This window comes from Streptomyces sp. 4F14, from assembly GCF_048159485.1.
GTDB lineage: Bacteria > Actinomycetota > Actinomycetes > Streptomycetales > Streptomycetaceae > Streptomyces.
This window is the reverse complement of the sequence record NZ_JBLRVY010000040.1, coordinates 1-22,802: the sequence shown is the minus strand read 5'-3', so window position 1 is coordinate 22,802 and position 22,802 is coordinate 1. Positions and strand designations below refer to the sequence as shown.

Sequence of the window (22,802 nt, the reverse complement as noted above, 5' to 3'; positions counted from 1 at the left end):
AACCCGCACGAGCCACAGCTCGCCGCGCGAGAATCACGAGACACACGCCAGAGCACCAGGCACGCACAGGAGTCCGAGCAACACATGAGCGACGAGCCGCAGCCGCAGCGACCGGCCCAGGGGTGGGCGCCGAGAGAGCCCCTCGGCGACGCCACGGGCGTCCCGGACGCCCCTGAGGACGGCAAGAAGGCCAAGCGGCCGAAGCGCACCGGGTGGCGGCGGATCATCCCCACCTGGCGGATAGTGCTCGGCACCTTCATCGTCGGTGTCGTCGCGCTCGTCGGCCTCTTCTACCTCGGCTACTCGATGGTCAAGATCCCGCCGGCCAACGCCCTGGCCACCAAGCAGTCCAACCTGTACCTCTACGCGGACGGCACCGAGATCGCCCGCGACGGCGAGGTCAACCGCGAGAACGTCACCCTCGCGCAGATCTCCAAGGACGCCCAGCACGCCGTCCTCGCCGCCGAGGACCGCGACTTCTACAGCGAGTCCGCGATCGACCCCAAGGCGATGCTCCGCGCGGGCATCAACACCGCGATGGGCAAGGGCAAGCAGTCCGGGTCGACCATCACCCAGCAGTATGTGAAGAACTACTACCTCGCGCAGGAGCAGACCGTCTCCCGCAAGGTGAAGGAGTTCTTCATCTCCATCAAACTGGACCAGGAGCAGAGCAAGGACAAGATCCTTGAGGGCTACCTGAACACCTCGTACTTCGGGCGTAACGCGTACGGCATCCAGGCCGCCGCCCAGGCGTACTACGGCGTCGACGCGACCGCCCTCACCCCGGGCCAGGGCGCCTACCTCGCCGCGCTGCTCAACGCCCCCAGCGAGTACGACGTCATCGCGCACCCCGAGAACAAGGCGGCGGCCCAGGCCCGCTGGAACTACGTCCTCGACGGCATGGTCAAGAAGGGCTGGCTGGAGCAGTCGAAGCGGACCGGGATGAAGTTCCCGACCCCGCTGGAGTCCAGCGGCGCCTCGACCGGCATGTCCGGGCAGCGCGGGTACATCGTCACCGCCATCAAGGACTACCTCAAGGACAACAAGATCCTCACCGAGGAGGAGCTCGACGGCGGCGGCTACCGCATCACCACCACCCTGGAGAAGGCCAAGCAGGACGCCTTCGTCAAGTCGGTGAACGACAACCTGATGTCGAAGCTCGACAAGAAGGACCGCAAGGTCGACAACTACGTCCGCGCGGGCGGCGCCGCCGTCGACCCCAAGACGGGCAAGGTCCTCGCGATGTACGGCGGCATCGACTACGTCAAGCAGTACACGAACAACGCGACCCGCCAGGACTTCCAGGTCGGCTCCACCTTCAAGCCGTTCGTCTTCACCTCGGCCGTCGACAACAACTCCGAGACCCAGGACGGCCGTCTCATCACCCCGAACACGGTGTACGACGGCACCAACAAGCGTCCCGTGCAGGGCTGGAGCGGCGGCAGCTACGACCCGGCCAACGAGGACGACGTCAACTACGGCAACGTCACCGTCCGCACCGCCACCGACAAGTCGATCAACTCGGTGTACGCGCAGATGGCCGTGGACGTCGGCTCCGACAAGGTCAAGGAGACCGCCATCGCACTGGGGCTGCCGAGCAATACTCCAGAGCTGACCGCGTCACCCTCGATCGCGCTGGGCGTCGCCACCGGCAGCGTCCTCGACATGGCCGAGTCGTACGCCACCCTCGCCAACCACGGCAAGCACGGCACGTACACCCTGATCGACAAGATCACCAAGGACGGCAAGACCACCATCGAGCTGCCCGTCCAGAAGTCCACCCAGGCCGTCAGCCGCGAGGCCGCCGACACCACCACCGCGATCCTCCAGAGCGTCGTCGAGAACGGCACCGCCACCGCCGCGCAGGCCGTCGGCCGGCCCGCCGCGGGCAAGACCGGCACCGCCGAGGAGGACCAGGCCGCCTGGTTCGCCGGCTACACCCCCGACCTCGCGACCGTCGTAGCCGTCATGGGCCAGGACCCGGAGACCGCCGCACACAAGTCGCTGTACGGCGCGATGGGGCTGCCCCGCATCAACGGCGGCGGGGCGCCCACCGAGATCTGGGCGCAGTTCATGAAGGACGCGCTCAAGGGCACGCCCGCCTCGGACTTCGACCTCCGGCTCCAGGACGGCGCGGACGTCGTCCAGGAGGTGCCGTCGACGCCGACCGACACGGAGAGCACCGGGCCCGAGGACGGCGGCACGACGACCGGCGGGGCCACCGACGGGGGTGCCGACCAGGGGCAGAACCAGGGTGCCACCCAGGGGGGTGCCGCTCAGGGCGGGGCCACCGGAGGTACTACGGGTACTACGGGTGGCGCCACGACCGGGGGTACTACGGGTACTACGGGCGGGGATACGTCCACGGGTGCCACCGGGGGTGATACCTCCGGCGGGAGTACTACGGGTACGACGGGAGGCGATACCTCCGCCGGGACGTCGAGCGGGGATACCTCCTCCGGGACCGGGACGTCGGTGGGACCGGCGTCGGGCGGGGCCAACGGAGGGACACCCGGGACGTAGGAGTACCAGACGCAGGAGTACCAGTGGTGGGGCTCAGTGGCCGGAGGTGGCCTTGAGCCCCACCACTGCTGTCAGCAGCAGGCAGACGAAGAAGATCCGCGCGGCGGTCACGGGCTCACCCAGCACGACCATCCCCACGACCGCCGCACCGGCCGCGCCGATCCCCACCCAGACGCCGTACGCGGTACCGATGGGGAGCGTGCGGACGGCGTACGACAGCAGGACCATGCTGGTGACGATGCCGGCGCCGGTCAGCAGGCTCGGGACGGGGCGGGTGAAGCCGTCCGTGTACTTCATGCCGATCGACCAGGCGACCTCGACCAGACCGGCGACGATGAGCAGGACCCATGCCATGACGGCACCTCCGGAGACGGGACTCGTACGGGGGTGCGTCGTCTTTTCCGAGGTACGGCCGACTGCCCGGTACGGCGCGTCTCGTCGGGCGTTCTCCACGCTAGCAAAGGAATGACAAAGAGGGCCGGTGACGATGGTCACCGGCCCTCTCCCGCTCAAGTCCTACAGGTACAGCCCCGTGGAGTCCTCCGACCCCTCGAAGCGGTCCGCGGCGACCGCGTGCAGGTCGCGCTCACGCATCAGTACGTACGTCGCGCCCCGCACCTCGACCTCGGCGCGGTCCTCCGGGTCGTACAGGACCCGGTCGCCCGGCTCCACGGTCCGGACGTTCTGCCCGACCGCCACGACCTCCGCCCAGGCCAGCCGTCGGCCCACCGCCGCCGTCGCCGGGATCAGGATCCCGCCGCCGGAACGCCGCTCACCCTCTGCGCTGTCCTGCCGTACCAGCACCCGGTCGTGCAGCATCCGGATCGGAAGCTTGTCGTGCTGGGTACCGCGCTCGTTACTGTTGCCGCTCACGCCTCGAACCTACCTGCCTTCCCGAATGGCGTACCTCTCCGGGGCTAGTCCTTGCGGCGCCGGGTGCCCAGGACCAGGAGGCCGACGACGCCGGCCGCCAGGAGGGCGACGGGGACGATGCGTTCGACGCGGGGGGCGCCGTCGTCGTCCGTGAACTTCGCCGTGACGTCGCTCACGACCCGGTTGACCTGGACGTACGCGCGTCCCAGCGTGTGGTCGACGTTGGCGACGACCTTGGCCTTGGCGTCCCCGACGATCGTCTTGGGGTGCACCCGTACACCGATCTCGTCGAGGGTCTCGGCCAGCGTCTCGCGGCGGCGTTTGATGTCCGCCTCGATCTGCGCCGGGGTTCTCGTGTCCGGCGTGTCCGCAGTGTCCGCCACCGTACGGCCTCCGAAGTCTGCTGATGCGTTGTTCCGCACAGTCTGTCAGCTTCTCCGCCCGGCGCACGGGCAGGGGCCGCCGTTGTCGTGCTCCCGGCTACGCTGGCCGGATGAGCGAGCGACTCCAGCCCGGCGATCCGGCCCCCGCGTTCACCCTCTCCGACGCCGACGGCAACGAGGTGTCCCTTGCGGACCACAAGGGCCGCAAGGTCATCGTCTACTTCTACCCGGCGGCCCTGACGCCCGGCTGCACGAAGCAGGCGTGCGACTTCACCGACAACCTGTCCCTCCTGGCCGACGCCGGTTACGACGTGCTCGGCATCTCCCCCGACAAGCCCGAGAAACTCGCCAAGTTCCGCGAGAAGGAGTCCCTCGGGGTGACCCTCCTCGCCGACCCCGACAAGGTCGTACTTGAGGCGTACGGGGCGTACGGCGAGAAGAAGCTGTACGGCAAGACCGTCGTGGGCGTCATCCGCTCCACGATCGTCGTCGACGAGGCGGGCAACGTCGAACGGGCCCTCTACAACGTCAAGGCCACGGGCCATGTGGCAAAGATCATCAAGGACTTGGGGATCTGAGGGACCGTCCCACCAGCCCCTGTGCCGGGCGAGAGCCCTCTCGCCCGGCACCCCGCCAGCCCCGTACACTGAGTGCCGCCGGTCGAGCGCGATGACCGATTTGGGCGGCCGTGATGGAATTGGCAGTCATGCTGGGTTTAGGTCCCAGTGGGGTAACACCCGTGTGGGTTCGAGTCCCACCGGCCGCACCGACAGCACAGAGGGGTCGCCCCGTCAGGCGGCCCCTCTTCCGTGTCTCACCCCAGCAACTCCCGTACCACCGGCACCAGCCCCCTGAACGCCTGCCCCCGGTGGCTGATCGCGTTCTTCTCCTCCGCCGTCAGTTCCGCGCAGGTCCTCGTCTCGCCCTCCGGCTGGAGGATCGGGTCGTAGCCGAAGCCGTTGGTGCCGGTGGGGGTGTGGCGGAGGGTGCCGAGGAGGCGGCCCTCCACGACGCGTTCCGTGCCGTCCGGCAGTGCCAGGGCCGCCGCGCAGGCGAAGTGGGCGCCCCGGTGTTCGTCCGCGATGTCGGAGAGCTGGGCCAGGAGGAGGTCCAGGTTGGCGCGGTCGTCGCCGTGAACGCCCGACCAGCGGGCCGAGAAGATGCCCGGGGCGCCGTTCAGGACGTCGACGCAGAGGCCGGAGTCGTCGGCGACCGCGGGCAGGCCGGTGGCGCGGGCGAGGGCGTGGGCCTTGAGGAGGGCGTTCTCGGCGAAGGTGACGCCCGTCTCCTTGACGTCGGGGACGTCCGGATAGGCGTCGGCGCCGACCAGTTCGTGGGGCAGCCCCGACTCGGCGAGGATCGCACGGAGTTCGGTGATTTTGCCGGCGTTACGGGTGGCGAGGATCAGGCGGGTCATGGCCCCCAGTATTACGGGGGCTACGACCGAGGGGTTACGGGGCGCGGGGCGCCGTGAGCGGCGGGGTGCGGGGACGTCAGTGGCAGGGGGCCGGGGTTGTCGTACTCCGCCGGCCGCGTCGGGGTCGTACCGGCCCGGCATCCACCGCGTCGGCATCGCATCAACCCGGCGCTCGCCGGCGTCGGGGCCGCACCGGCCTGGTTCCCGCCGCGTCGGCGTCGCACCAGCCCGATTTCCGCCGCGTCGGGCCCGTACCGACCCGGCACCCCCGCGCGGGACCCGTACCGACCCGGTTCCCCCTCACCGGCCCCACACCGACCCGTTCCCGCCCGCCCGCCCCCTCTGCCTCATCCGGCCCGGTCCGCCCGGGCCCCGTACTCAAGAGCTACCCCTCACGGCGTACAGACCTTCGTCAGCTCCCCCGCCGCGTCGGTCAGGGGGCTTAGGTCCGGGGTCTTGTCGCCGCTGTCCACCGCCTTGCGGACGTTCGCGACCGCCTCCTGGAGGCCGTCGACCGCCTTGTTGACGTCCGTGTCGTCGGTCTTGTCGCCGAGGCTGCTGAGGTTCTTGTCGATGCTCGCGAGGGATTCGTCGACCTGGGTGGGGTCGGTCGCGGCGTTCTCGACGGCCTGCTGGAGGTCGGTGACGCTGTCGGCGACCGTCTCCGCGGTCTGGACGCAGTCGAGCGCCTTGTTCACGGCGTCGCAGCCGGTGGTGAACCCCAGGGTGAGGGCGGCCGCAGCGGTGACTGCGGCGATGGCGGTTCGACGACCTCGGCGTCGGCGGAGCGCGGCCATGCGGTGAATCCTCCCGTTCGGCAGGCCCCGGCTCGCGCCGCCAGGCCCCCGTCTTCGAGCGCTTCCGGTCGGAAGCCTCCTCTGTACTGCCCAAGACGCGAGGAAAAGCGGCACAGTTGCTCCACCGTACCGCCTTCCTTGGCTCTTTCTTTACCTTTCGAGGGTCTGCTCCAGCGCGGCCCGCTGGAGCGCCGCGAGGTCGGTGCAGCCCGAAACGGCCAGATCCAGCAGGGAGTTGAGCTCGTCGCGGGCGAACGGCTCGGCCTCGGCGGTGCCTTGGACCTCGACGAAGCGCCCGTCGCCGGTGCAGACGACGTTCATGTCGGTGTCGGCGCGGACGTCCTCCTCGTAGCAGAGGTCGAGGAGGGGGACGCCGCCGACGATGCCGACGGAGACGGCGGAGACGGTGCCGGTGACGGGCTGCCGGTTCGCCTTGATCAGCTTGCGGCCCTGCGCCCAGGCGACGGCGTCGGCGAGGGCGACGTACGCGCCGGTGATGGCGGCGGTACGGGTGCCGCCGTCGGCCTGGAGGACGTCGCAGTCGAGGACGATGGTGTTCTCGCCGAGCGCCTTGTAGTCGATGACGGCGCGCAGGGACCGGCCGATGAGGCGGCTGATCTCGTGGGTGCGGCCGCCGATCCGGCCGCGGACGGACTCGCGGTCGCCGCGGGTGTTGGTGGCGCGGGGGAGCATGGAGTACTCGGCGGTGACCCAGCCCTCGCCGCTGCCCTTGCGCCAGCGGGGGACGCCTTCGGTGACGGAGGCCGTGCAGAAGACCTTCGTGTCGCCGAAGGAGACGAGGACGGAGCCCTCGGCGTGCTTGCTCCAGCCGCGTTCCAGGGTGACCGGGCGGAGCTGTTCAGGGGTGCGGCCGTCGATTCGAGACATGGTGACGAGCCTATCCGTACGGCGAAAGGGGCTGCTCCCGGCGTGGGAGTAGCCCCTGAGTACTAGAGCTCTAGTACCCGCGACCCGAGTAGTACTCGGGAGCTACATCATGTCCTCGATCTCGCTCGCGATCGGGTCCGCGTCGGTGCCGATGACGACCTGGACGGCCGTCCCCATCTTGACGACGCCGTGCGCGCCGGCGGCCTTGAGCGCGGCCTCGTCGACGAGGTCGGGGTCGGCGACCTCGGTGCGCAGCCGGGTGATGCAGCCCTCGACCTCCTCGATGTTGTCGATGCCCCCGAGCCCGGCGACGATCTTCTCTGCCTTGGTGGCCATGTCGGTCTCCTCATGCACAGTTGGCCCAACTTCGCGAGCGATTGTGCCGTGTGTACCGAAAGATGGCGTCACAGCATCCCAATCGTCGAGAACTGGTCTACACCACCTGACGGGCGGTCGCCAATCCATGAGTGCCGACAGCGCAGTGAGCCCCACCCGAGCCCGCTGGGGTGCCCTGTTCCAGGGCCTCCAGAAGATGGGCCGCAGCCTCCAGCTCCCCATCGCGGTGCTGCCCGCCGCCGGGATCCTCAACCGGCTGGGCCAGCCGGACATGTTCGGGGACGACGGGCTGGGCTGGACGAACGTCTCGAAGGTGATGGCCGGCGCGGGCGGCGCGCTGCTCGACGGCTCGCTGGGGCTGCCGCTGCTGTTCTGCATCGGCGTCGCGATCGGCATGGCGAAGAAGTCGGACGGCTCGACGGCACTCGCGGCGCTCGCCGGGTTCCTCGTCTACTACAACGTGCTGCGCCAGTTCCCGAAGGACTGCGCGGACGGCGCGAAGGCGGTCGCCACGGGCTGTCAGGGCACCGACGGGACGGTGGCCGCCTTCACCTACCAGAACCCGGGGGTCTTCGGCGGCATCGTGATCGGGCTGCTCGCCGCGTACCTGTGGATGCGGTTCCACCGTACGAAGCTGGTGGACTGGCTGGGGTTCTTCAACGGGCGGCGGCTGGTGCCGATCCTGATGTCGTTCGCCGCGATCGTGTTCGCCGCGCTGTGCCTGTGGGTGTGGCCGCCGATCGGTGACGGCCTGGAGAACTTCAGCGACTGGCTCAACGGCCTTGGCGCGTGGGGCGCCGGGGTGTTCGGGATCGCCAACAGGGCTTTGCTGGTGGTGGGGTTGCACCAGTTCCTGAACGTGCCGATCTGGTTCCAGTTCGGGTCGTACACGAAGCCGGACGGCACGGTCGTGCACGGCGACATCAACATGTTCCTCCAGGGCGACCCGCACGCCGGGCTGTTCACGTCCGGGTTCTTCCCCATCATGATGTTCGCCCTGCCCGCGGCGGCACTTGCGATCGCGCACACCGCAAGACCCGCGCGCCGCAAGGAGGTCGGCGGCCTGATGCTGTCGGTGGCGCTGACGTCGTTCATCACCGGCATCACGGAGCCGATCGAGTACTCGTTCCTGTTCATCGCGCCCGCGCTGTACGCGGTGCACGCGGTGCTGACCGGCGTCTCGATGGCGGTGACGTGGGGGCTCGGGGTGCACGACGGGTTCAGTTTCTCGGCGGGGCTCATCGACTACGTCATCAACTGGAACCTGGCGACGCGGCCGTGGGCGATCATCCCGATCGGGCTCTGCTTCGCCGTCGTCTACTACGTCGTCTTCCGGTTCGCGATCGTCAGGTTCGACCTGAAGACGCCGGGGCGGGAGCCGGAGGAGGAGCGGGAGGACGTCACCAAAGCGTGACGGCGGACGACTTAACAGGGGGCTTAACTCGCCCCTCTCCCCCGTGCTACAAAAGGTCTACACCACACACTGGTGTAGACCTTTTCGCGTCCTCCGCACCCTTTGAAGGAACCCTCTATGAGCACGGCCGGCGCTGCCCCCGCAGCCGAGAAACAAGCCAGGAAGGGGACGGCCGTGATGGCCGTCCTCCAGCGCATCGGCCGCAGTCTGATGCTGCCCGTCGCGGTGCTGCCCGCCGCCGCGCTGCTGGTGCGCCTGGGCAACACCGACATGCTCGGCAGCCCGGACTTCCCCGGCTTCCTGACGAAGATCGCCTCGTTCATGGCGGCCGGCGGGGGCGCGATCCTCGACAACATGGCGCTGCTGTTCGCGGTCGGCGTCGCGATCGGGTTCGCGAAGAAGTCGGACGGGTCGACGGCGCTCGCGGCGGTGGTCGGCTACCTCGTCTTCAAGAACGTGCTCGGCACGTTCACCGACAAGAACCTGCCGAAGGTCGCCACGGCCGTCGACGGCAAGGTCGTCATGGTGGACGCGCCCGTCGACGCGAAGGTGCTCGGCGGGGTCGTCATGGGGCTCGTCGTGGCGCTGCTCTACCAGCGCTTCCACCGCACCAGACTCCCGGACTGGGCGGGCTTCTTCGGCGGCCGGCGGCTCGTCCCGATCCTCTCCGCGTTCGCCGGTCTGCTGATCGGGATCGTCTTCGGTTACATATGGCCGGTGTTGGGCACGGGGCTGCACAACTTCGGTGAGTGGCTGGTGGGTTCGGGCGTGGTCGGCGCCGGGATCTTCGGGGTGATGAACCGCGCGCTGATCCCGATCGGCATGCACCACCTCCTCAACTCGTTCCCGTGGTTCCAGGCCGGCGAGTACCACGGCAAGAGCGGTGACATCGCGCGCTTCCTCGCCGGGGACCCGAGCGCCGGGCAGTTCATGACCGGTTTCTTCCCGATCATGATGTTCGCGCTGCCGGCCGCGTGCCTGGCGATCGTGCACTGCGCGCGGCCCGAGCGCCGCACGGCCGTCGGCGGCATGATGTTCTCCCTCGCGCTGACCTCGTTCGTCACGGGCGTCACCGAGCCGATCGAGTTCACGTTCATGTTCATCGCGCCGGTCCTGTTCGCGATCCACGCGGTGCTCACCGGCGTCTCCATGGCCCTGACCTGGGCGCTCGGCATGAAGGACGGCTTCGGCTTCTCGGCCGGCGTCATCGACTTCGGCCTCAACATCGGCATCGCGACGAACCCGTGGGGGCTGGTCCTGGTGGGCCTGTGCTTCGGCGCCCTCTACTACGTGATCTTCCGCTTCGCGATCACGAGGTGGAACCTGCCGACGCCGGGGCGTGAACCGGAGGGCGAGGACCTGACCAAGGGGTAGTACCTGAGAGGGACAAGAAAGCACCCGGCGCCCTGAACTGCCCCGGGTGCTTCTCTCATACCTCAGAACTCGTACCTCAGATGTCGTACGACGTCCTCGCCGCCGCCAGCTCCACCGGACCGTCGTACGCCGCGCGCGCGTCGGCCAGGTTGACCTGGGGGTCGGTCCACGGGGGGATGTGGGTGAGGACGAGGCGGCGGACGCCCGCCCTGGTGGCCGTCTCACCCGCCTCCCGGCCGTTGAGGTGCAGGTCGGGGATGTTCTCCTTGCCGTGCGTGAAGGCGGCCTCGCACAGGAACAGGTCGGCGCCCTGGGCGAGTTCGTCGAGCACGGGGGTGACACCGGTGTCCCCGGAGTAGGCGAGCGCCTTGCCGTCGTGCTCCACCCGGATGCCGTACGCCTCGACCGGGTGGGCGACGCGTTCGGTGTGGACCGTGAAGGGGCCGATGTCGAAGGTGGACGGCTTGACCGTGTGGAAGTCGAAGACCTCGCTCATCGAGGACGCCGAAGGGGTGTCCGCGTACGCCGTGGTCAGCCGGTGTTCGGTGCCTTCGGGGCCGTAGACCGGGATGGGGTCGCAACGGCCGCCGTCGTGGCGGTAGTAGCGCGCCACGAAGTAGGCGCACATGTCGATGCAGTGGTCGGCGTGCAGATGGGTCAGGAAGATCGCGTCGAGGTCGTAGAGACCGCAGTGGCGCTGCAACTCGCCCAGGGCGCCGTTGCCCATGTCGAGAAGCAGCCGGAAGCCGTCGGCCTCGACGAGGTAGCTCGAACAGGCCGAATCCGCGGACGGGAACGACCCCGAGCAGCCGACGACGGTGAGCTTCATGATGCAGAAACCTCCGCTGGCGGGAACCGAGGGGGACACCGGCGGTCGTCGATGGCGCCGGGGGACCGGATGCCACCGGCGGTGCCGGGTATGGCCGGCACGGCCGGGCCTCGCGAAGGATCCGGAAGGCCGGCAGTGCCGGGTGGACCGGGCCCGAGGAGTGCGTGGGAACGGGCGTCGGGGGTCGTGCGGTCCGTAGAGCGTAAGGCGCAAAACCCCCCTTCGCTCCGTTGCCAGGGGCCGTTGTGGGCGAACTCACCTGCGGTGTCACCGGTTCGGCTGGAAGTGGGGCGTGTGGGGGTCGCGAGAGGGCGCGCGGTGGGTGGCGCGCGCCGGTAACGTCGTCCCCATGGACACGTCCTGGTGGCTGGCGCTCGCGGCGGTGGTGCTGCTCGCGCTGGTCGCCACGCTCGTCGACGGCTGGGGGCGCTCCGGTCGTCCGCCTCGCCGCTCGGCGCGCAGGCACGGCGACGCCGATCCGCGTCCGGCGGAGATCTGGGTGGCGGACAGCCACCGTTTCCTGGTGCTGAGCGTGCACGCGGGGTACGTCACCGTCGCGCGGATCAGCGGGAAGTTCCGCGACGAGCGGTCGGGGGTGATCCCGCTGCCGCCCGGCGCCGTGGGGGACGCGCAGGGGCGGCCGAGTTTCCTGGAGACCGACGAGCTGCTGGACGTACCGGTGGGGGATCTGCGGCACCGGGTGGGGGTGGTGGACCCGGCCCTGTGGGACCAGGTCCGTCACCTGACCTGAGGTACTACGGGTACTACGGGTATTACGCCCAGAGTTGGCCTTGGAGCGTCTCGATCGCTTCCTCGGTCGTAGCCGCCGTGTACACCCCCGTCGAGAGGTACTTCCACCCGCCGTCCGCGACGACGAAGACGATGTCGGCGGCCTCCCCCGCCGCCACGGCCTTCTTGCCGACGCCGATCGCGGCGTGCAGGGCCGCGCCGGTGGAGACGCCCGCGAAGATGCCCTCCTGCTGGAGTAGCTCCCGGGTACGAGTCACCGCGTCCGCGGAGCCGACGGAGAAGCGGGTGGTCAGGACGGAGGCGTCGTACAGCTCGGGTACGAAGCCCTCGTCGAGGTTGCGCAGGCCGTAGACGAGGTCGTCGTAGCGCGGCTCGGCGGCGACGATCTTCACGTCCGGCTTGTGCTCGCGCAGGTAGCGGCCTACGCCCATCAGGGTGCCCGTGGTGCCGAGCCCGGCGACGAAGTGGGTGACCGAAGGGAGGTCCGCGAGGATCTCGGGGCCGGTCGTGGCGTAGTGGGCACCCGCGTTGCCGGGGTTCCCGTACTGGTACAGCATCACCCAGTCGGGGTGCTCGGCGGCGAGTTCCTTCGCCACGCGTACGGCGGTGTTGGAGCCGCCGGCCGCCGGGGACGGGATGATCTCGGCGCCCCACATCGCGAGGAGTTCGCGGCGTTCCCGGGAGGTGTTCTCGGGCATCACGCACACCATGCGGTAGCCCTTGAGGCGGGCCGCCATGGCGAGCGAGATGCCGGTGTTGCCGCTGGTGGGCTCCAGGATCGTGCAGCCGGGGGTGAGCCGGCCGTCCTTCTCCGCCTGCTCGATCATGTGCAGCGCGGGCCGGTCCTTGATCGAGCCGGTGGGGTTGCGGTCCTCCAGCTTGGCCCAGATCGAGACCTCGGGGGACGGCGACAGCCGCGGCAGGCGCACCAGGGGGGTGTTGCCCACCGCGGCCAGCGGGGAGTCGTAGCGCATGCCGGTATCAGGCCATGCCGCCGGCGACGGCCGGCAGGATCGTCACCGTGTCGCCGTCGGCCAGCTTGGTGTTGATGCCGTCCACGAAGCGGACGTCCTCGTCGTTGAGGTAGACGTTGACGAAGCGGCGCAGCTTGCCGTCGTTCGACTCGTCGATGAGGCGGGCCTGGATGCCCGAGTGCCGCGTCTCCAGGTCGGAGAACAGGTCGGCGAGGGTCTCCCCGGCGCCCTCGACGGCCTTCGCGCCGTCGGTGTACTGGCGGAGGATGGTGGGGATGCGGACCTCGATGGCCATGGCTCAGGGCTCCTGTCGGAAGGTGGGCGGCGCAGGGACGTGCGAGTGAGGCGCCTAGCCCTCAAGGACTACGGCGCGTGCGGGGCCGACGTCAGATGGCGGCGGCGCACCTGCACAGGTCGACGTGCAGCCGCGCCACGAGCAGCTCGCCCGGCGTCCTCGTGCTCACGTCGTTCACAACCATGGGCTCATCGTATCGATTCCCGTCCCGCCTTCCGGAAGACGCTTCCACATGCCGGACGGTTTGCGACCAGTACCTGAGATGTACCCGGGTACTACGCCGACTCCCGCACCACCAGCCTCGTCGGCACCACCACCGAGCCCGGGGTAGTCCCCTCGTACACCGCCCCGCACAGCAGCTCCGCCATCAGCCGGCCCATCCCCTCGACGTCCTGGTGGACGGTGGTCAGGGGCGGGCTCGTCGCCTCGGCGATCTGCGTGAGGTCGTCGAAGCCGACGACGGCGACGTCCTCGGGGACGCGGCGGCCCCGTTCGTGCAGGGCCTGGAGGGCGCCGGCGGCCATCAGGTCGGAGGCGGCGAACACGCCGTCGAGGTCGGGGCACCGGTCGAGGAGCGCGTGCAGGGCGCGGGCCGCGCCGTGCAGGGTGTAGTCGGCTCGTTCGGTGAGCGCGGGGTCGGCGCCGGGCAGGACGTCGCGGTAGCCGGCGAGGCGGTCGTCGGCGGAGGGCTCCTGGTCGTAGGGGCCGGTGACGGTGGCGATGCGGGTGCGGCCGAGGGCGCGCAGGTGGGTGACGGCCTGCCGGGCGCCGCCCCGGTTGTCGCAGTCGACATGGACGTACGCGGTGTCGTCGGCGCCCGCGCGCGAGCGGCCCCCGAAGACGGCGGGCAGGCCGGTGCGGGCGATGAGGGCGCCGAGGTGGTCGTCGGGGCGCAGCGAGAAGAGGATCGCGCCGTCGACGTGGCCGCCGCCGAGGTAGTCGGCGACGCGGGCGTGGTCGTCGGGTTCGTCGAGGAACAGCAGGACGGCCTGGGCGCCGTGCCGGGTCAGTTCGCGGCGGACGCCGCGCAGGAGGCAGTCGAAGAAGGGGTCCATGAACAGGCGGTCCTGCGGCTGGGTGGCCACCACGGCGACCGCGCCGGTGCGCCGGGTGACGAGCTGGCGGGCGGCCTGGTTCGGGACGTACCCGAGGTCCGCGATCACCTCGCGGACCTTCTCGATCACCTCGGCGCGGACCTTCGGCGCTCCGTTGAGGACTCTCGACACGGTGGTCCTGGAGACCCCGGCCCGGCGTGCTACGTCCTCGATCGTGGGGCGCCTTGATTGCGTCAACACCGTCTCCGACAGGGTGAGTTGGGCTGCGTACGGCTCAACTCCGGCCGTACGGGCTCAGTATGACGCGACGACCGTGACGTCTTCCTCGGTGATCTCGCCGTCCACGATGCGGAACGAGCGGAACTGGAAAGGGCCGTTGCCGTCGGTGTCGGCGGTGGAGACGAGGACGTAGTGGGCGCCGGGTTCGTTGGCGTACGTCACGTCCGTGCGGGAGGGGTACGCCTCGGTGGCGGTGTGGGAGTGGTAGATCACGACGGGTTCCTCGTCGCGGTCGTCCAGCTCGCGGTACAGCTTGAGCAGGTCGCCGGAGTCGAACTCGTAGAACGTGGGCGACATGGCCGCGTTCAGCATCGGGACGAACCGCTCAGGGCGGTCCGAGCCCGCCGGGCCCGCGACGACTCCGCACGCCTCGTCGGGGTGGTCCTTGCGGGCGTGGGCGACGATCTGGTCGTGGAGGGCCTGGGTGATGGTCAGCATGGTGGCCAGGATAAGCAGAGGACCCCGTAGTACCGAGGGGTGGTACTACGGGGTCCGTATGCCGGACTCGGGGGCTACCTCTCAAGGTCTACCCCTCAGGTATCAACCGACCTTGTCGTACGTCCGCTGTGTGACCTCCGGGCTCGCCTTCTTCAGCGCGGCCCAGCCGATGCCCAGCGCGAGCACCCACCCGGCCATGACGTACAGGCAGATCCGCGCGTCGGCGTCGTACGCGATGATCCCCGTCACGAACAGCAGGAAGACGATGGCGATCCAGCTGCACACCGAGCCGCCGGGGGCCGGGAAGGACGAGGCCGGGAGACGGCCCGCGACCACGGCGCGGCGGTACAGGACGTGGCTGATCAGGATCATCAGCCAGGTCCAGATGCCCGCGGCGGTCGCCACGGACGTCACGTACCCGAACGCCTTCTCCGGGACGACGTAGTTGAGGACGACGCCGATGCCCATGAAGAGCACGGAGACCGTGATACCGAAGGCCGGGGTCTTCGTGGACGACAGCTTCTTGAAGACGGCCGGGGCCTCGCCGTTGTCCGCGAGGTTACGCAGCATGCGACCCGTGGAGTACATACCGGAGTTGCAGGACGACAGGGCGGCCGTGAGGACCACGAAGTTGACGATGCCGGCACCCGCCGGGATGCCGATCTTCGCGAACGCCTCGACGAACGGCGAGACGCCGGGCTGGAACTCGGTCCACTTGACGATGCACAGGATGACGGTGAGCGCGCCGACGTAGAAGAGGGCGATGCGCCAGGGCAGGGTGTTGATGGCCTTGGGGAGGGTCTTCTCGGGGTCCTCGGACTCACCGGCCGTGACACCGACCAGCTCGACGGCGAGGTAGGCGAACATGACGCCCTGGAGGGTCATGAGGGAGGAGCCGATGCCCTTGGGGAAGAAGCCGTCGAAGGCCCAGAGGTTGGAGACGGCGGCGGTGTCGCCCGCGCTGCTGAAGCCGAAGGTCAGGACGCCGAGGCCGATGACGATCATGCCGATCAGGGCGGTGACCTTGACCATGGAGAACCAGAACTCCAGCTCGCCGAAGAGCTTCACGGAGATCAGGTTGACGCCGAAGAGGACCACCAGGAACACCAGCGCCGTCACCCATTGGGGGATCGCCGGGAACCAGTAGTTGACGTAGATCGCGGCGGCGGTCAGCTCGGCCATGCCGGTGACCACCCACATCAGCCAGTACGTCCACCCGGTGAGGTAGCCGAAGAACGGGCCGAGGAACTCGCGGGAGTACTCCGCGAAGGAGCCCGAGACGGGCCGGTAGAGCAGGAGTTCGCCGAGCGCCCGCATGATGAAGAAGATGATCACACCGGCGAGGGCGTACATCAGGATGAGGCTGGGGCCGGCCTTGGCGATATTGGCCCCGGCGCCGAGGAAGAGGCCGACGCCGATGGCGCCGCCGATGGCGATCATCTGCACCTGTCGGCTGCCGAGCCCGCGCTCGTAGCCTTCCTCGGGTGCCTTGTCCGTGCCGCCGTTCTCTGTGTCGACCTGAGCGGAGGTCATGTGTGTGGTGCGCCTTTCTCCATGCCGATCCGGGCCCTGGTCGACCACGGATCGGGTTTCGATCCCCCCGGAACTGCTGGAGCGGGCGGGCCTCACGGCCCCGCCCTTGCCTGGCCGGCGATCGACCGGCTCGGTGGCGCACCCGGCGGCGCATACGGGTGGTGCGCGCCGGGCGGTCGTGAAGATTTATCACGACTGCAATATCAGTTGCCGGTGCTAGATGTGGCGCACCGCACAGGAAGAAGCGGACGAACGGCTCACTCGACGGCCAAAACCGGCTGGACCTTTGACGTGATCGTTATCCGGATTTGAGGGCCTTCTGAGCCTGACGTCGTACTTCGGATGCAACCGGTTACATCCGAAGTACGACGTCAGCGCATCAGGGTGCCGACCAGCGTCTCCTGGAGTCCCCCGAGCCACAGGTACGCCATGACCATCGGCTTGCGCGGGTCGTCGTCGGGGAGGTGGTAGAGGACGTCGGTGTCGTCCTCGGCGGTGATGTCGAGGCGCGAACCGATCGCCAGGCGCAGGTCGTTGAGGGCGCCGAGCCATTTGCGGGAGTCGTCGGTCGACAGCTTGAGGACGGCGCCGTCCGCGTCCAGCGCGTCGAGGGAGCGGACGACGGCGAGGGCGTTCTCCCGCTTGCCGGCGCGCAGGTCGTTCTCGGTGAACCGGCGGAACTCCGCCGAGTGCTCCCGCTGCTCCGCCTTCTGCCGCTCGGTCGCCTCCGGGTCGGTGTAGGCGTCCGGGAAGAGGCGCAGCAGCACCGGGTCGGACGGCGGCTCGCTCGGGCCCTCGGCGAAGAGCTCGGCGAGCGGGTCGGCGGAGGCGTCCTCGGCGGGGCCGGGGCCGATCAGCTCCAGGAGCTGGACCGCGAGCGAGCGGATGATCGAGATCTCGACGTCGTCGAGCGCGACGGCCGCGCCGCCGCCGGGGAGCGGTTCGAAGATGCCTGGCATGAAACCGGTCGTAGCACTTTCGGTGTAGGGGCTTACTTGCGGTCCTGCTGGAGCGTCGCCCACAGCCCGTAGCCGTGCATCGCCTGGACGTCGCGCTCCATCTCCTCGCGGGTGCCGTTGGAGACGACCGCGCGGCCCTTGTGGTGGACGTCGAGCATGAGCTTGGTGGCCTTGTCCTTGCTGTAGCCGAAGTACGTCTGGAAGACGTACGCGACGTAGCTCATGAGGTTGACGGGGTCGTTGTGCACGATCGTGATCCAGGGGACGTCGGGCTCCGCCACGGCGAAGACCTCCTCCACCGTTTCGGTGCGTTCGATCTCTGCGGGAGCGGGTGACGTCACAGGGCCCATGCTGCCACGCGACCCCGAAATCGTCACACTGACGAAATGGGAGTACGATCCGCTGCATGAACCCTGCGGACCTTGGGCTGCCGGTCGACGTCCCGTCCACGGCGCTCTTCACCGACCAGTACGAGCTGACGATGTTGCGGGCCGCCCTGAAGGCGGGCACCGCCGAGCGGCGCAGCGTGTTCGAGGTCTTCACCCGGCGTCTGCCTGAGGGCCGCCGCTACGGCGTCGTCGCCGGCACCGGCCGGGTCCTGGACGCCGTCGAGAACTTCCGCTTCGACGCCGGGGTCATCGGCTTCCTGCGGGAGCGGAACATCGTCGACGACGAGACCCTCGACTGGCTGGCGTCGTACCGCTTCTCCGGGGACATCTGGGGCTACCCCGAAGGTCAGGTGTACTTCCCTGGCTCTCCGGTACTACGGGTGGAGGGCTCGTTCGCGGAGTGCGTGCTGCTGGAGACGGTGATCCTCTCCATCCTCAACCACGACTCCGCGATCGCCGCCGCCGCGTCCCGCATGTCCTCGGCGGCCGGGGACCGCCCGCTGATCGAGATGGGCGCGCGCCGCACGCACGAGCTGGCCGCCGTCGCCGCCGCCCGCGCCGCGTACGTCGGCGGTTTCGCCACCACCTCCGACCTCGCCGCCGGTTTCCGCTACGGCATCCCGACCGTCGGCACCAGCGCCCACGCCTTCACCCTCCTGCACGACACCGAGCGCGACGCCTTCCGCGCCCAGATCGACTCCCTCGGCAGGGGTACGACCCTCCTCGTCGACACGTACGACGTCGCCGAGGCCGTCCGTACCGCCGTAGAGGTAGCCGGACCCGAACTCGGCGCCGTCCGGATCGACTCGGGTGACCTGCTCCTCGTGGCCCATCGTGTACGACAGCAGCTGGACGCGCTGGGTGCGACGGATACGCGGATCATCGTCACCTCCGACCTCGACGAGTACGCCATCGCGTCGCTCGCGGCGGCTCCGGTGGACGCGTACGGGGTCGGGACGCAGCTCGTGACCGGGTCGGGGCACCCCACCTGTTCCATGGTCTACAAGCTGGTCGCGCGCGCGGAGTCCGCCGACCCGAAGGCGCCTCTGGTACCCGTAGCGAAAAAGTCCTCCGGGGGGAAGACCTCGCTCGGGGGACGGAAGTGGGCCGCACGCCGGCCCGACGGGTACGGGGTCGACGAGGCCGAGGTCGTCGGTACGGGGCCGGTCCCCGCCGAACTCGCCGAGCACCAGCTCCTCGTGGAGCTCGTGAAGGGCGGCGAGGTCGTCGCGCGTGAGCCTCTGGACGTAGTACGTGAGCGCCACATGGCCGTACGCGCGCGGCTGCCCCTGTCGGCGACGCAGCTCTCGCGAGGGGAACCGGTTCTTCCGACGGAGTACCTCGTGGGGAGGTCGGGTAGTTAGGCCGGTGTGCCGCCCCCGCACACAGGAATTCCCCCACAGCCGCTTCCCGTGACCGAAGGACACCGACCATGCGCCGCGCACTGATCGTCGTAGACGTGCAGAACGATTTCTGCGAGGGGGGCAGCCTCGCGGTCTCCGGTGGCGCCGATGTCGCCGCCGCCATCACCGAGCTGATCGGCCAGGCAGGCGGCGCCGGCTACCGGCACATCGTCGCCACCCGTGACCACCACATCGCGCCCGGCGGGCACTTCGCCGACGACCCCGACTTCGTGAACTCCTGGCCCGCGCACTGCGTCGCGGGCACCGAAGGGGTCGGGTTCCACCCCAACTTCGCACCCGCCGTCGCCTCCGGGGCCATCGACGCCGTCTTCGACAAGGGGACGTACTCGGCCGCGTACAGCGGGTTCGAGGGGGTCGACGAGAACGGGGTCTCCCTCGCGGACTGGCTGCGCGAGCGGCGGATCGACGAGGTCGACGTCGTCGGGATCGCCACGGACCACTGCGTGCGGGCCACCGCGCTGGACTCGGCGCGGGAGGGGTTCCGTACCCAGGTGCTGCTCGACCTGACGGCCGGGGTCGCGAAGGAGACGACCGAGCGGGCGGTGGAGGAGCTGCGGGGGGCCGGGGTGGAGCTGACGGGTAAGCCTGTGGTGTGAGGGGCCGAGGGGGTACCTGCGGTGTAGTACCTCGGTCCGGTTTCCCCGGTGGAGCGGCTGGGCATGCTCGGCTCGACCTCGTAGACATGATCCGGAAGGAACAGCCGATGGCGCAGCAGGGGACCGTCAAGTGGTTCAACGGGGAGAAGGGGTTCGGGTTCATCTCTCCGGACGGTGGCGGCGCGGACGTCTTCGTGCACTACTCCGCGATCCAGGGGAGCGGGTTCCGGAACCTGGACGAGAACCAGCGGGTCGAGTTCGAGGTGACCCAGGGGCAGCGCGGGCCGCAGGCCGGGGAAGTACGCGCGCTCTAGTTTCTTCTCCGCAGCCTTTCTGGGCCTTCTTGGGCCGACCGATGAGTTTTCATCATCCGGTGAGTCTTCATCGGTGTTGTCGTCGTCGGCCCAGGAGGAACCCATGCCCCAGCTACTGCGCGTCCAGAACTTCAACATCTCCAGCGACGGGGTGGGCGCGGGCGAGAACCAGTCACTGGAACGTCCCTTCGGTGACGCCGTCGATCCCTCTCGCCTCTTCGCCTGGGCCGGCGCGACGGCGAGCTGGCCGAACCGTACGGACCCCGGCGGCACGCGCGGCCTCGACGACTACCTGACCCGGGACTTCAGGAACAACATCGGCGCCGAGATCATGGGCCGCAACAAGTTCGGCCCCCAGCGCGGGCCTTGGACCGACCACGAGTGGCAGGGCTGGTGGGGCGACGAACCCCCGTTCCGTACACCGGTGTTCGTGATGACCCACCACCCGCGCCCCTCGATCACCCTCTCCGACACGACGTTCCACTTCGTGTCCGGCGACCCCGCCTCCATCCTCGCCCAGGCCCGCGAGGCCGCCGCCGGCCAGGACGTCCGCCTCGGCGGCGGCGTCTCCACGATCCGCCAGTTCCTCGACGCCGATCTGGTCGACACCCTCCATGTCGCCGTGTCCCCCGTGAAGTTGGGCTCGGGGCTACGCCTGTGGGACTCGCCGGACGACCTGCTGGACCGCTTCCACCTGGAGGTCGTACCGAGCCCTAGCGGGGTCGCGCACCACCTGTTCTGGCGGAAGTAGGGCGCACCGGGACGGCTCGCCTGCGTCAGCGCCGGGTCAGCCGGTGCAGGGCGTCGAGCAGTGACGGCGCGAGCGTGTCCGGGTGGCCGCTGTCGTGCATCAGATGGTCCACCGCCGGCAGCGTCACGCGGCCCGGCCGTCCCGCACGCGCCTGACGCAGGGCGGCCGTCAGTGCGTCCGTCGTGGCACAGGGAACCTGGGCGTCGTTCGTACCGCACGTCAGCAACACCCGGGTTCCCGGCCGGAGTTGGGCGGCGGTGTCCGGTGGATAGACGGCGTCGTCGCTTCGCACGAACCGGGCGATCGGGCCCTGGAACGCCTCGAAGAGCTGGGCGATCGGGCGGGGCAGATCGGTGGTGTCGACCGGCCGGTGCGCTCGCAGGGCGGTGACGGCGGCGGCGACGGCCGCGTTGACGGTGCGCTGCTGCTCCGGCGTGAACTGGCCCTGCCGGGTCGCTTCGGCGATCTGCGCTTCGAGTTGGAGCTCGACCAGGTCCAGCATGCGGATCGCCTGGGGTTGCAGCAGCGCCAGGCCGGCGGGGCGCGGGCGGACGGTGCCGCCGAGCAGCAGCGCCGTCATCGCGCCCTCGCTGTGTCCGACGATCAGCAGGGCGTGCGGGTCGGTCTCCGGCTGGTCGCGCAACTCCTCGTAGGCGGCCCGGGCTTGGCGGACGAACGCCGGGTAATCGAGGCGTTCCGGGTGGTCCCGGTAGGCGCCGAGTCCGGTGCGGCCGGTGCCGTACTTGTCGAACCGCAGCGTGACGATGCCGTCGCCCGCGAGCGCGTCGGCCAGTTGGGCCAGGGTGTCCGGTGAGGATGCGGGCGGCTGGTTGCCGTCGCGGTCGGTGGGGCCGCTGCCGGGGAGCAGGAGTGCCGCCTTGAGGCGTTGTCCGGCGCGGTGTTCGGGAACGTGCAGGGTGCCGTGGGCAGTTGTGCCGTCGGCCGTGAAGACGACCTCGCGGTCGGCGGCGGGCACGAGGGCGGGCGCTGCCTCGGCCGGGGTGGCGGTGACGGCGGCGGCGAACGCCAGTACGGCTGCCGCTAAGTGGCGGAGCATCGGCCCAACTCTCCTTCTACACAAGGGCGTTCTCGACCAGGGCGACAGCCGCGCGCGGGTCCTCGACCTGGAGCACCAGGCGGGCGTACCGCTCGTCGGCGAGTTCGATCACGACGGCCTTCGACGGGTCCCGGACGTCCCAGAAGACCTTCTCGCCGTCCTGGTGGAAGGTGCCGGCGATGATCACGCCGGGGAGGTGGGAGCCCGGCGCGCGGACCCCCTTGGGGTCGGCGGCGATGCCCGGATCGGCGGTCGCGCCACGGACGTTGGCCAGCGGGATGGTCAGGCTGCCCTTGAAGGACCAGAGCTTGTCGAGACCCTCCATCACTACGACGAGGTCGTCACCGTCGATACGTATCAGCGCCATGTCGGTTTCCCTTTCAGGGGAGTTGGGCGAGGTGCCGGGTCAACGCGGTCGTGGCGTCGCCGGGGTTGCCGCGCAGGAGGATGCCCAGCGCGGCGGCGGTGAGGGCGGCGGCCAGGTCGGCGGGGACGCCGAGCGCACCGGCGATCGCCCCGTCCAGCGTGGCCAGCGCGGCCGTCACCTCGGAGGCGACCTCCTCGTCGGCCGGCGCGCGCTCGATCATCGCGAGGAGCAGCAGGCGCAGGTCGGCCGCCGCGACAAGTCTCAGGGCGGTCTCGGTGTCCGATGCGGTGGCCAGTTCATCGACCAACGGGCCTACCGCGTCGGCGAGATGGCGGCGCAGCGCGATCAGGTAGAGGCCGCGTTTGCTGCCGAACGTCTTGTACAGGCTGTTGCGGTGTACGCCGAGGTGGTTGACGAGGTCGTCGACGGAGACGCCGTCGTACGCGCGCTCGGCGAACAGGTCCACGGCGGCGTGTACCGCCTCGTCCTCGTCGAATGCTCTTGGCCTGCCCATGAGTTGGAGAGTAGGCGGTTGGGGAACGATCGGTCAAGAACGATCGTTCCTTAATCTCTGGGTCGCTTCGGGGTGCGGCGCCACGTCAGACCTCCAGGAGGAGAAGAGTGTCGGCGAGGTGGCGGCGTACGGCCTTGATGTACGCGGGGTCGGTGGCCGGATCGTCGATCCACCGGACGGCCTGGTCCATGAACCAACGGAGACGCCGTCGTACGCGCGCTCGGCGAACAGGTCCACGGCGGCGTGTACCGCCTCGTCCTCGTCGAATGCTCT

The 22,802-nt window shown here is 69.6% G+C and carries 27 protein-coding genes, 1 tRNA gene and 1 pseudogene; 10 read left to right on the top strand and 19 right to left on the bottom strand.

The genetic code is table 11. The features are described from left to right. Nucleotides 1–84 precede the first annotated feature (84 nt). Complete coding sequence (locus ACLZOT_RS44265) at nt 85–2,523, top strand: transglycosylase domain-containing protein (protein ID WP_416974916.1); 2,439 nt, start codon at nt 85–87, stop codon at nt 2,521–2,523. Between the two features lie 33 nt (nt 2,524–2,556). On the opposite strand, the gene ACLZOT_RS44260 is transcribed toward ACLZOT_RS44265, so the two are convergent. The 3 genes from ACLZOT_RS44260 to ACLZOT_RS44250 form a co-directional block, all read right to left on the bottom strand. After that, the gene (locus ACLZOT_RS44260) at nt 2,557–2,877 is read right to left on the bottom strand and encodes a DMT family transporter (RefSeq protein ID WP_416974915.1); all 321 of its coding nucleotides are present in this window, start codon (nt 2,875–2,877) and stop codon (nt 2,557–2,559) included. 162 nt (nt 2,878–3,039) lie between these two features. Then, on the bottom strand, nt 3,040–3,342 hold the full coding sequence (locus ACLZOT_RS44255) for a GroES family chaperonin (protein WP_416974990.1): 303 nt from the start codon (nt 3,340–3,342) through the stop codon (nt 3,040–3,042). Between the two features lie 98 nt (nt 3,343–3,440). After that, entirely contained in the window at nt 3,441–3,779 is a 339-nt protein-coding gene (locus ACLZOT_RS44250; protein WP_416974914.1) for a DUF3618 domain-containing protein, read from the bottom strand. Between the two features lie 110 nt (nt 3,780–3,889). Between ACLZOT_RS44250 and bcp the strand changes: the two genes are divergently transcribed. Beyond that, a complete protein-coding gene (gene bcp, locus ACLZOT_RS44245; protein WP_416974913.1) occupies nt 3,890–4,357 on the top strand; it encodes a thioredoxin-dependent thiol peroxidase in 468 nt (155 codons plus the stop codon). Nucleotides 4,358–4,461: 104 nt separating this feature from the next. After that, nucleotides 4,462–4,545, top strand: a tRNA-Leu gene (locus tag ACLZOT_RS44240). A gap of 48 nt (nt 4,546–4,593) precedes the next feature. Here ACLZOT_RS44240 and rdgB read toward each other — a convergent pair. The 4 genes from rdgB to ACLZOT_RS44220 all read right to left on the bottom strand — a co-directional run bounded on the left by rdgB (nt 4,594) and on the right by ACLZOT_RS44220 (nt 7,217). Further along, complete coding sequence (gene rdgB / locus ACLZOT_RS44235) at nt 4,594–5,196, bottom strand: RdgB/HAM1 family non-canonical purine NTP pyrophosphatase (protein WP_416974912.1); 603 nt, start codon at nt 5,194–5,196, stop codon at nt 4,594–4,596. Nucleotides 5,197–5,588: 392 nt separating this feature from the next. Then, complete coding sequence (locus ACLZOT_RS44230; protein WP_416974911.1) at nt 5,589–5,993, bottom strand: hypothetical protein; 405 nt, start codon at nt 5,991–5,993, stop codon at nt 5,589–5,591. A 150-nt stretch (nt 5,994–6,143) separates the two neighbouring features. Continuing rightward, on the bottom strand, nt 6,144–6,881 hold the full coding sequence (rph, locus tag ACLZOT_RS44225) for a ribonuclease PH (protein WP_416974910.1): 738 nt from the start codon (nt 6,879–6,881) through the stop codon (nt 6,144–6,146). Nucleotides 6,882–6,983: 102 nt separating this feature from the next. After that, nucleotides 6,984–7,217, bottom strand: coding sequence for a glucose PTS transporter subunit EIIB (locus ACLZOT_RS44220; RefSeq protein WP_416974909.1), 234 nt, complete (start codon nt 7,215–7,217; stop codon nt 6,984–6,986). A 127-nt stretch (nt 7,218–7,344) separates the two neighbouring features. On the opposite strand from ACLZOT_RS44220, the gene ACLZOT_RS44215 reads away from it, so the two are divergent. Continuing rightward, on the top strand, nt 7,345–8,631 hold the full coding sequence (locus ACLZOT_RS44215; RefSeq protein ID WP_416974908.1) for a PTS transporter subunit EIIC: 1,287 nt from the start codon (nt 7,345–7,347) through the stop codon (nt 8,629–8,631). Between the two features lie 117 nt (nt 8,632–8,748). After that, complete coding sequence (locus ACLZOT_RS44210) at nt 8,749–10,005, top strand: PTS transporter subunit EIIC (protein WP_416974907.1); 1,257 nt, start codon at nt 8,749–8,751, stop codon at nt 10,003–10,005. Between the two features lie 76 nt (nt 10,006–10,081). Here the strand turns inward: ACLZOT_RS44210 and ACLZOT_RS44205 are convergent, their stop codons facing one another. Next, nucleotides 10,082–10,834, bottom strand: coding sequence for an MBL fold metallo-hydrolase (locus ACLZOT_RS44205; protein ID WP_416974906.1), 753 nt, complete (start codon nt 10,832–10,834; stop codon nt 10,082–10,084). Nucleotides 10,835–11,183: 349 nt separating this feature from the next. Between ACLZOT_RS44205 and ACLZOT_RS44200 the strand changes: the two genes are divergently transcribed. Further along, nucleotides 11,184–11,585, top strand: coding sequence for a type II toxin-antitoxin system PemK/MazF family toxin (locus ACLZOT_RS44200; protein ID WP_416974905.1), 402 nt, complete (start codon nt 11,184–11,186; stop codon nt 11,583–11,585). A 22-nt stretch (nt 11,586–11,607) separates the two neighbouring features. Here ACLZOT_RS44200 and ACLZOT_RS44195 read toward each other — a convergent pair whose 3' ends face one another. The 7 genes from ACLZOT_RS44195 to clpS form a co-directional block, all read right to left on the bottom strand. Then, the gene (locus ACLZOT_RS44195; protein WP_416974904.1) at nt 11,608–12,558 is read right to left on the bottom strand and encodes a PLP-dependent cysteine synthase family protein; all 951 of its coding nucleotides are present in this window, start codon (nt 12,556–12,558) and stop codon (nt 11,608–11,610) included. Between the two features lie 7 nt (nt 12,559–12,565). Beyond that, complete coding sequence (locus ACLZOT_RS44190; RefSeq protein WP_416974903.1) at nt 12,566–12,853, bottom strand: MoaD/ThiS family protein; 288 nt, start codon at nt 12,851–12,853, stop codon at nt 12,566–12,568. Between the two features lie 275 nt (nt 12,854–13,128). Beyond that, nucleotides 13,129–14,145 (bottom strand): LacI family DNA-binding transcriptional regulator, encoded by a 1,017-nt coding sequence (locus tag ACLZOT_RS44185; RefSeq protein WP_416974902.1) that lies wholly within the window; start codon nt 14,143–14,145, stop codon nt 13,129–13,131. Nucleotides 14,146–14,202: 57 nt separating this feature from the next. After that, a complete protein-coding gene (locus ACLZOT_RS44180) occupies nt 14,203–14,625 on the bottom strand; it encodes a Mov34/MPN/PAD-1 family protein (protein WP_075734909.1) in 423 nt (140 codons plus the stop codon). 102 nt (nt 14,626–14,727) lie between these two features. Then, complete coding sequence (locus ACLZOT_RS44175; RefSeq protein WP_416974901.1) at nt 14,728–16,158, bottom strand: amino acid permease; 1,431 nt, start codon at nt 16,156–16,158, stop codon at nt 14,728–14,730. Between the two features lie 371 nt (nt 16,159–16,529). Beyond that, the gene (locus ACLZOT_RS44170; protein WP_416974900.1) at nt 16,530–17,117 is read right to left on the bottom strand and encodes a DUF2017 domain-containing protein; all 588 of its coding nucleotides are present in this window, start codon (nt 17,115–17,117) and stop codon (nt 16,530–16,532) included. Between the two features lie 32 nt (nt 17,118–17,149). Then, a complete protein-coding gene (gene clpS, locus ACLZOT_RS44165; RefSeq protein ID WP_010356283.1) occupies nt 17,150–17,467 on the bottom strand; it encodes an ATP-dependent Clp protease adapter ClpS in 318 nt (105 codons plus the stop codon). 56 nt (nt 17,468–17,523) lie between these two features. Between clpS and ACLZOT_RS44160 the strand changes: the two genes are divergently transcribed. From ACLZOT_RS44160 to ACLZOT_RS44145, 4 genes are all read left to right on the top strand, one after another. Beyond that, entirely contained in the window at nt 17,524–18,870 is a 1,347-nt protein-coding gene (locus ACLZOT_RS44160; protein ID WP_416974899.1) for a nicotinate phosphoribosyltransferase, read from the top strand. Between the two features lie 68 nt (nt 18,871–18,938). Next, entirely contained in the window at nt 18,939–19,526 is a 588-nt protein-coding gene (locus tag ACLZOT_RS44155) for a nicotinamidase (RefSeq protein ID WP_416974898.1), read from the top strand. A 107-nt stretch (nt 19,527–19,633) separates the two neighbouring features. Continuing rightward, nucleotides 19,634–19,840: a cold-shock protein gene (locus ACLZOT_RS44150; protein ID WP_416974897.1), complete on the top strand. Its 207-nt coding sequence runs from the start codon at nt 19,634–19,636 to the stop codon at nt 19,838–19,840. A gap of 103 nt (nt 19,841–19,943) precedes the next feature. Beyond that, nucleotides 19,944–20,591 carry a dihydrofolate reductase family protein gene (locus ACLZOT_RS44145; RefSeq protein ID WP_416974896.1) on the top strand — a complete coding sequence of 216 codons (648 nt, stop codon included), beginning with the start codon at nt 19,944–19,946 and terminating at the stop codon, nt 20,589–20,591. A gap of 25 nt (nt 20,592–20,616) precedes the next feature. On the opposite strand, the gene ACLZOT_RS44140 is transcribed toward ACLZOT_RS44145, so the two are convergent. The 4 genes and pseudogenes from ACLZOT_RS44140 to ACLZOT_RS44125 form a co-directional block, all read right to left on the bottom strand. Further along, nucleotides 20,617–21,648 carry an alpha/beta fold hydrolase gene (locus tag ACLZOT_RS44140; protein WP_416974895.1) on the bottom strand — a complete coding sequence of 344 codons (1,032 nt, stop codon included), beginning with the start codon at nt 21,646–21,648 and terminating at the stop codon, nt 20,617–20,619. A 16-nt stretch (nt 21,649–21,664) separates the two neighbouring features. Beyond that, complete coding sequence (locus ACLZOT_RS44135; protein ID WP_416974894.1) at nt 21,665–22,015, bottom strand: hypothetical protein; 351 nt, start codon at nt 22,013–22,015, stop codon at nt 21,665–21,667. A 13-nt stretch (nt 22,016–22,028) separates the two neighbouring features. Next, complete coding sequence (locus ACLZOT_RS44130) at nt 22,029–22,529, bottom strand: TetR/AcrR family transcriptional regulator (RefSeq protein ID WP_416974893.1); 501 nt, start codon at nt 22,527–22,529, stop codon at nt 22,029–22,031. Between the two features lie 85 nt (nt 22,530–22,614). Beyond that, nucleotides 22,615–22,731 (bottom strand): annotated as a pseudogene (locus ACLZOT_RS44125) (aminoglycoside phosphotransferase family protein); the annotation flags it as partial. Nucleotides 22,732–22,802 lie beyond the last annotated feature (71 nt).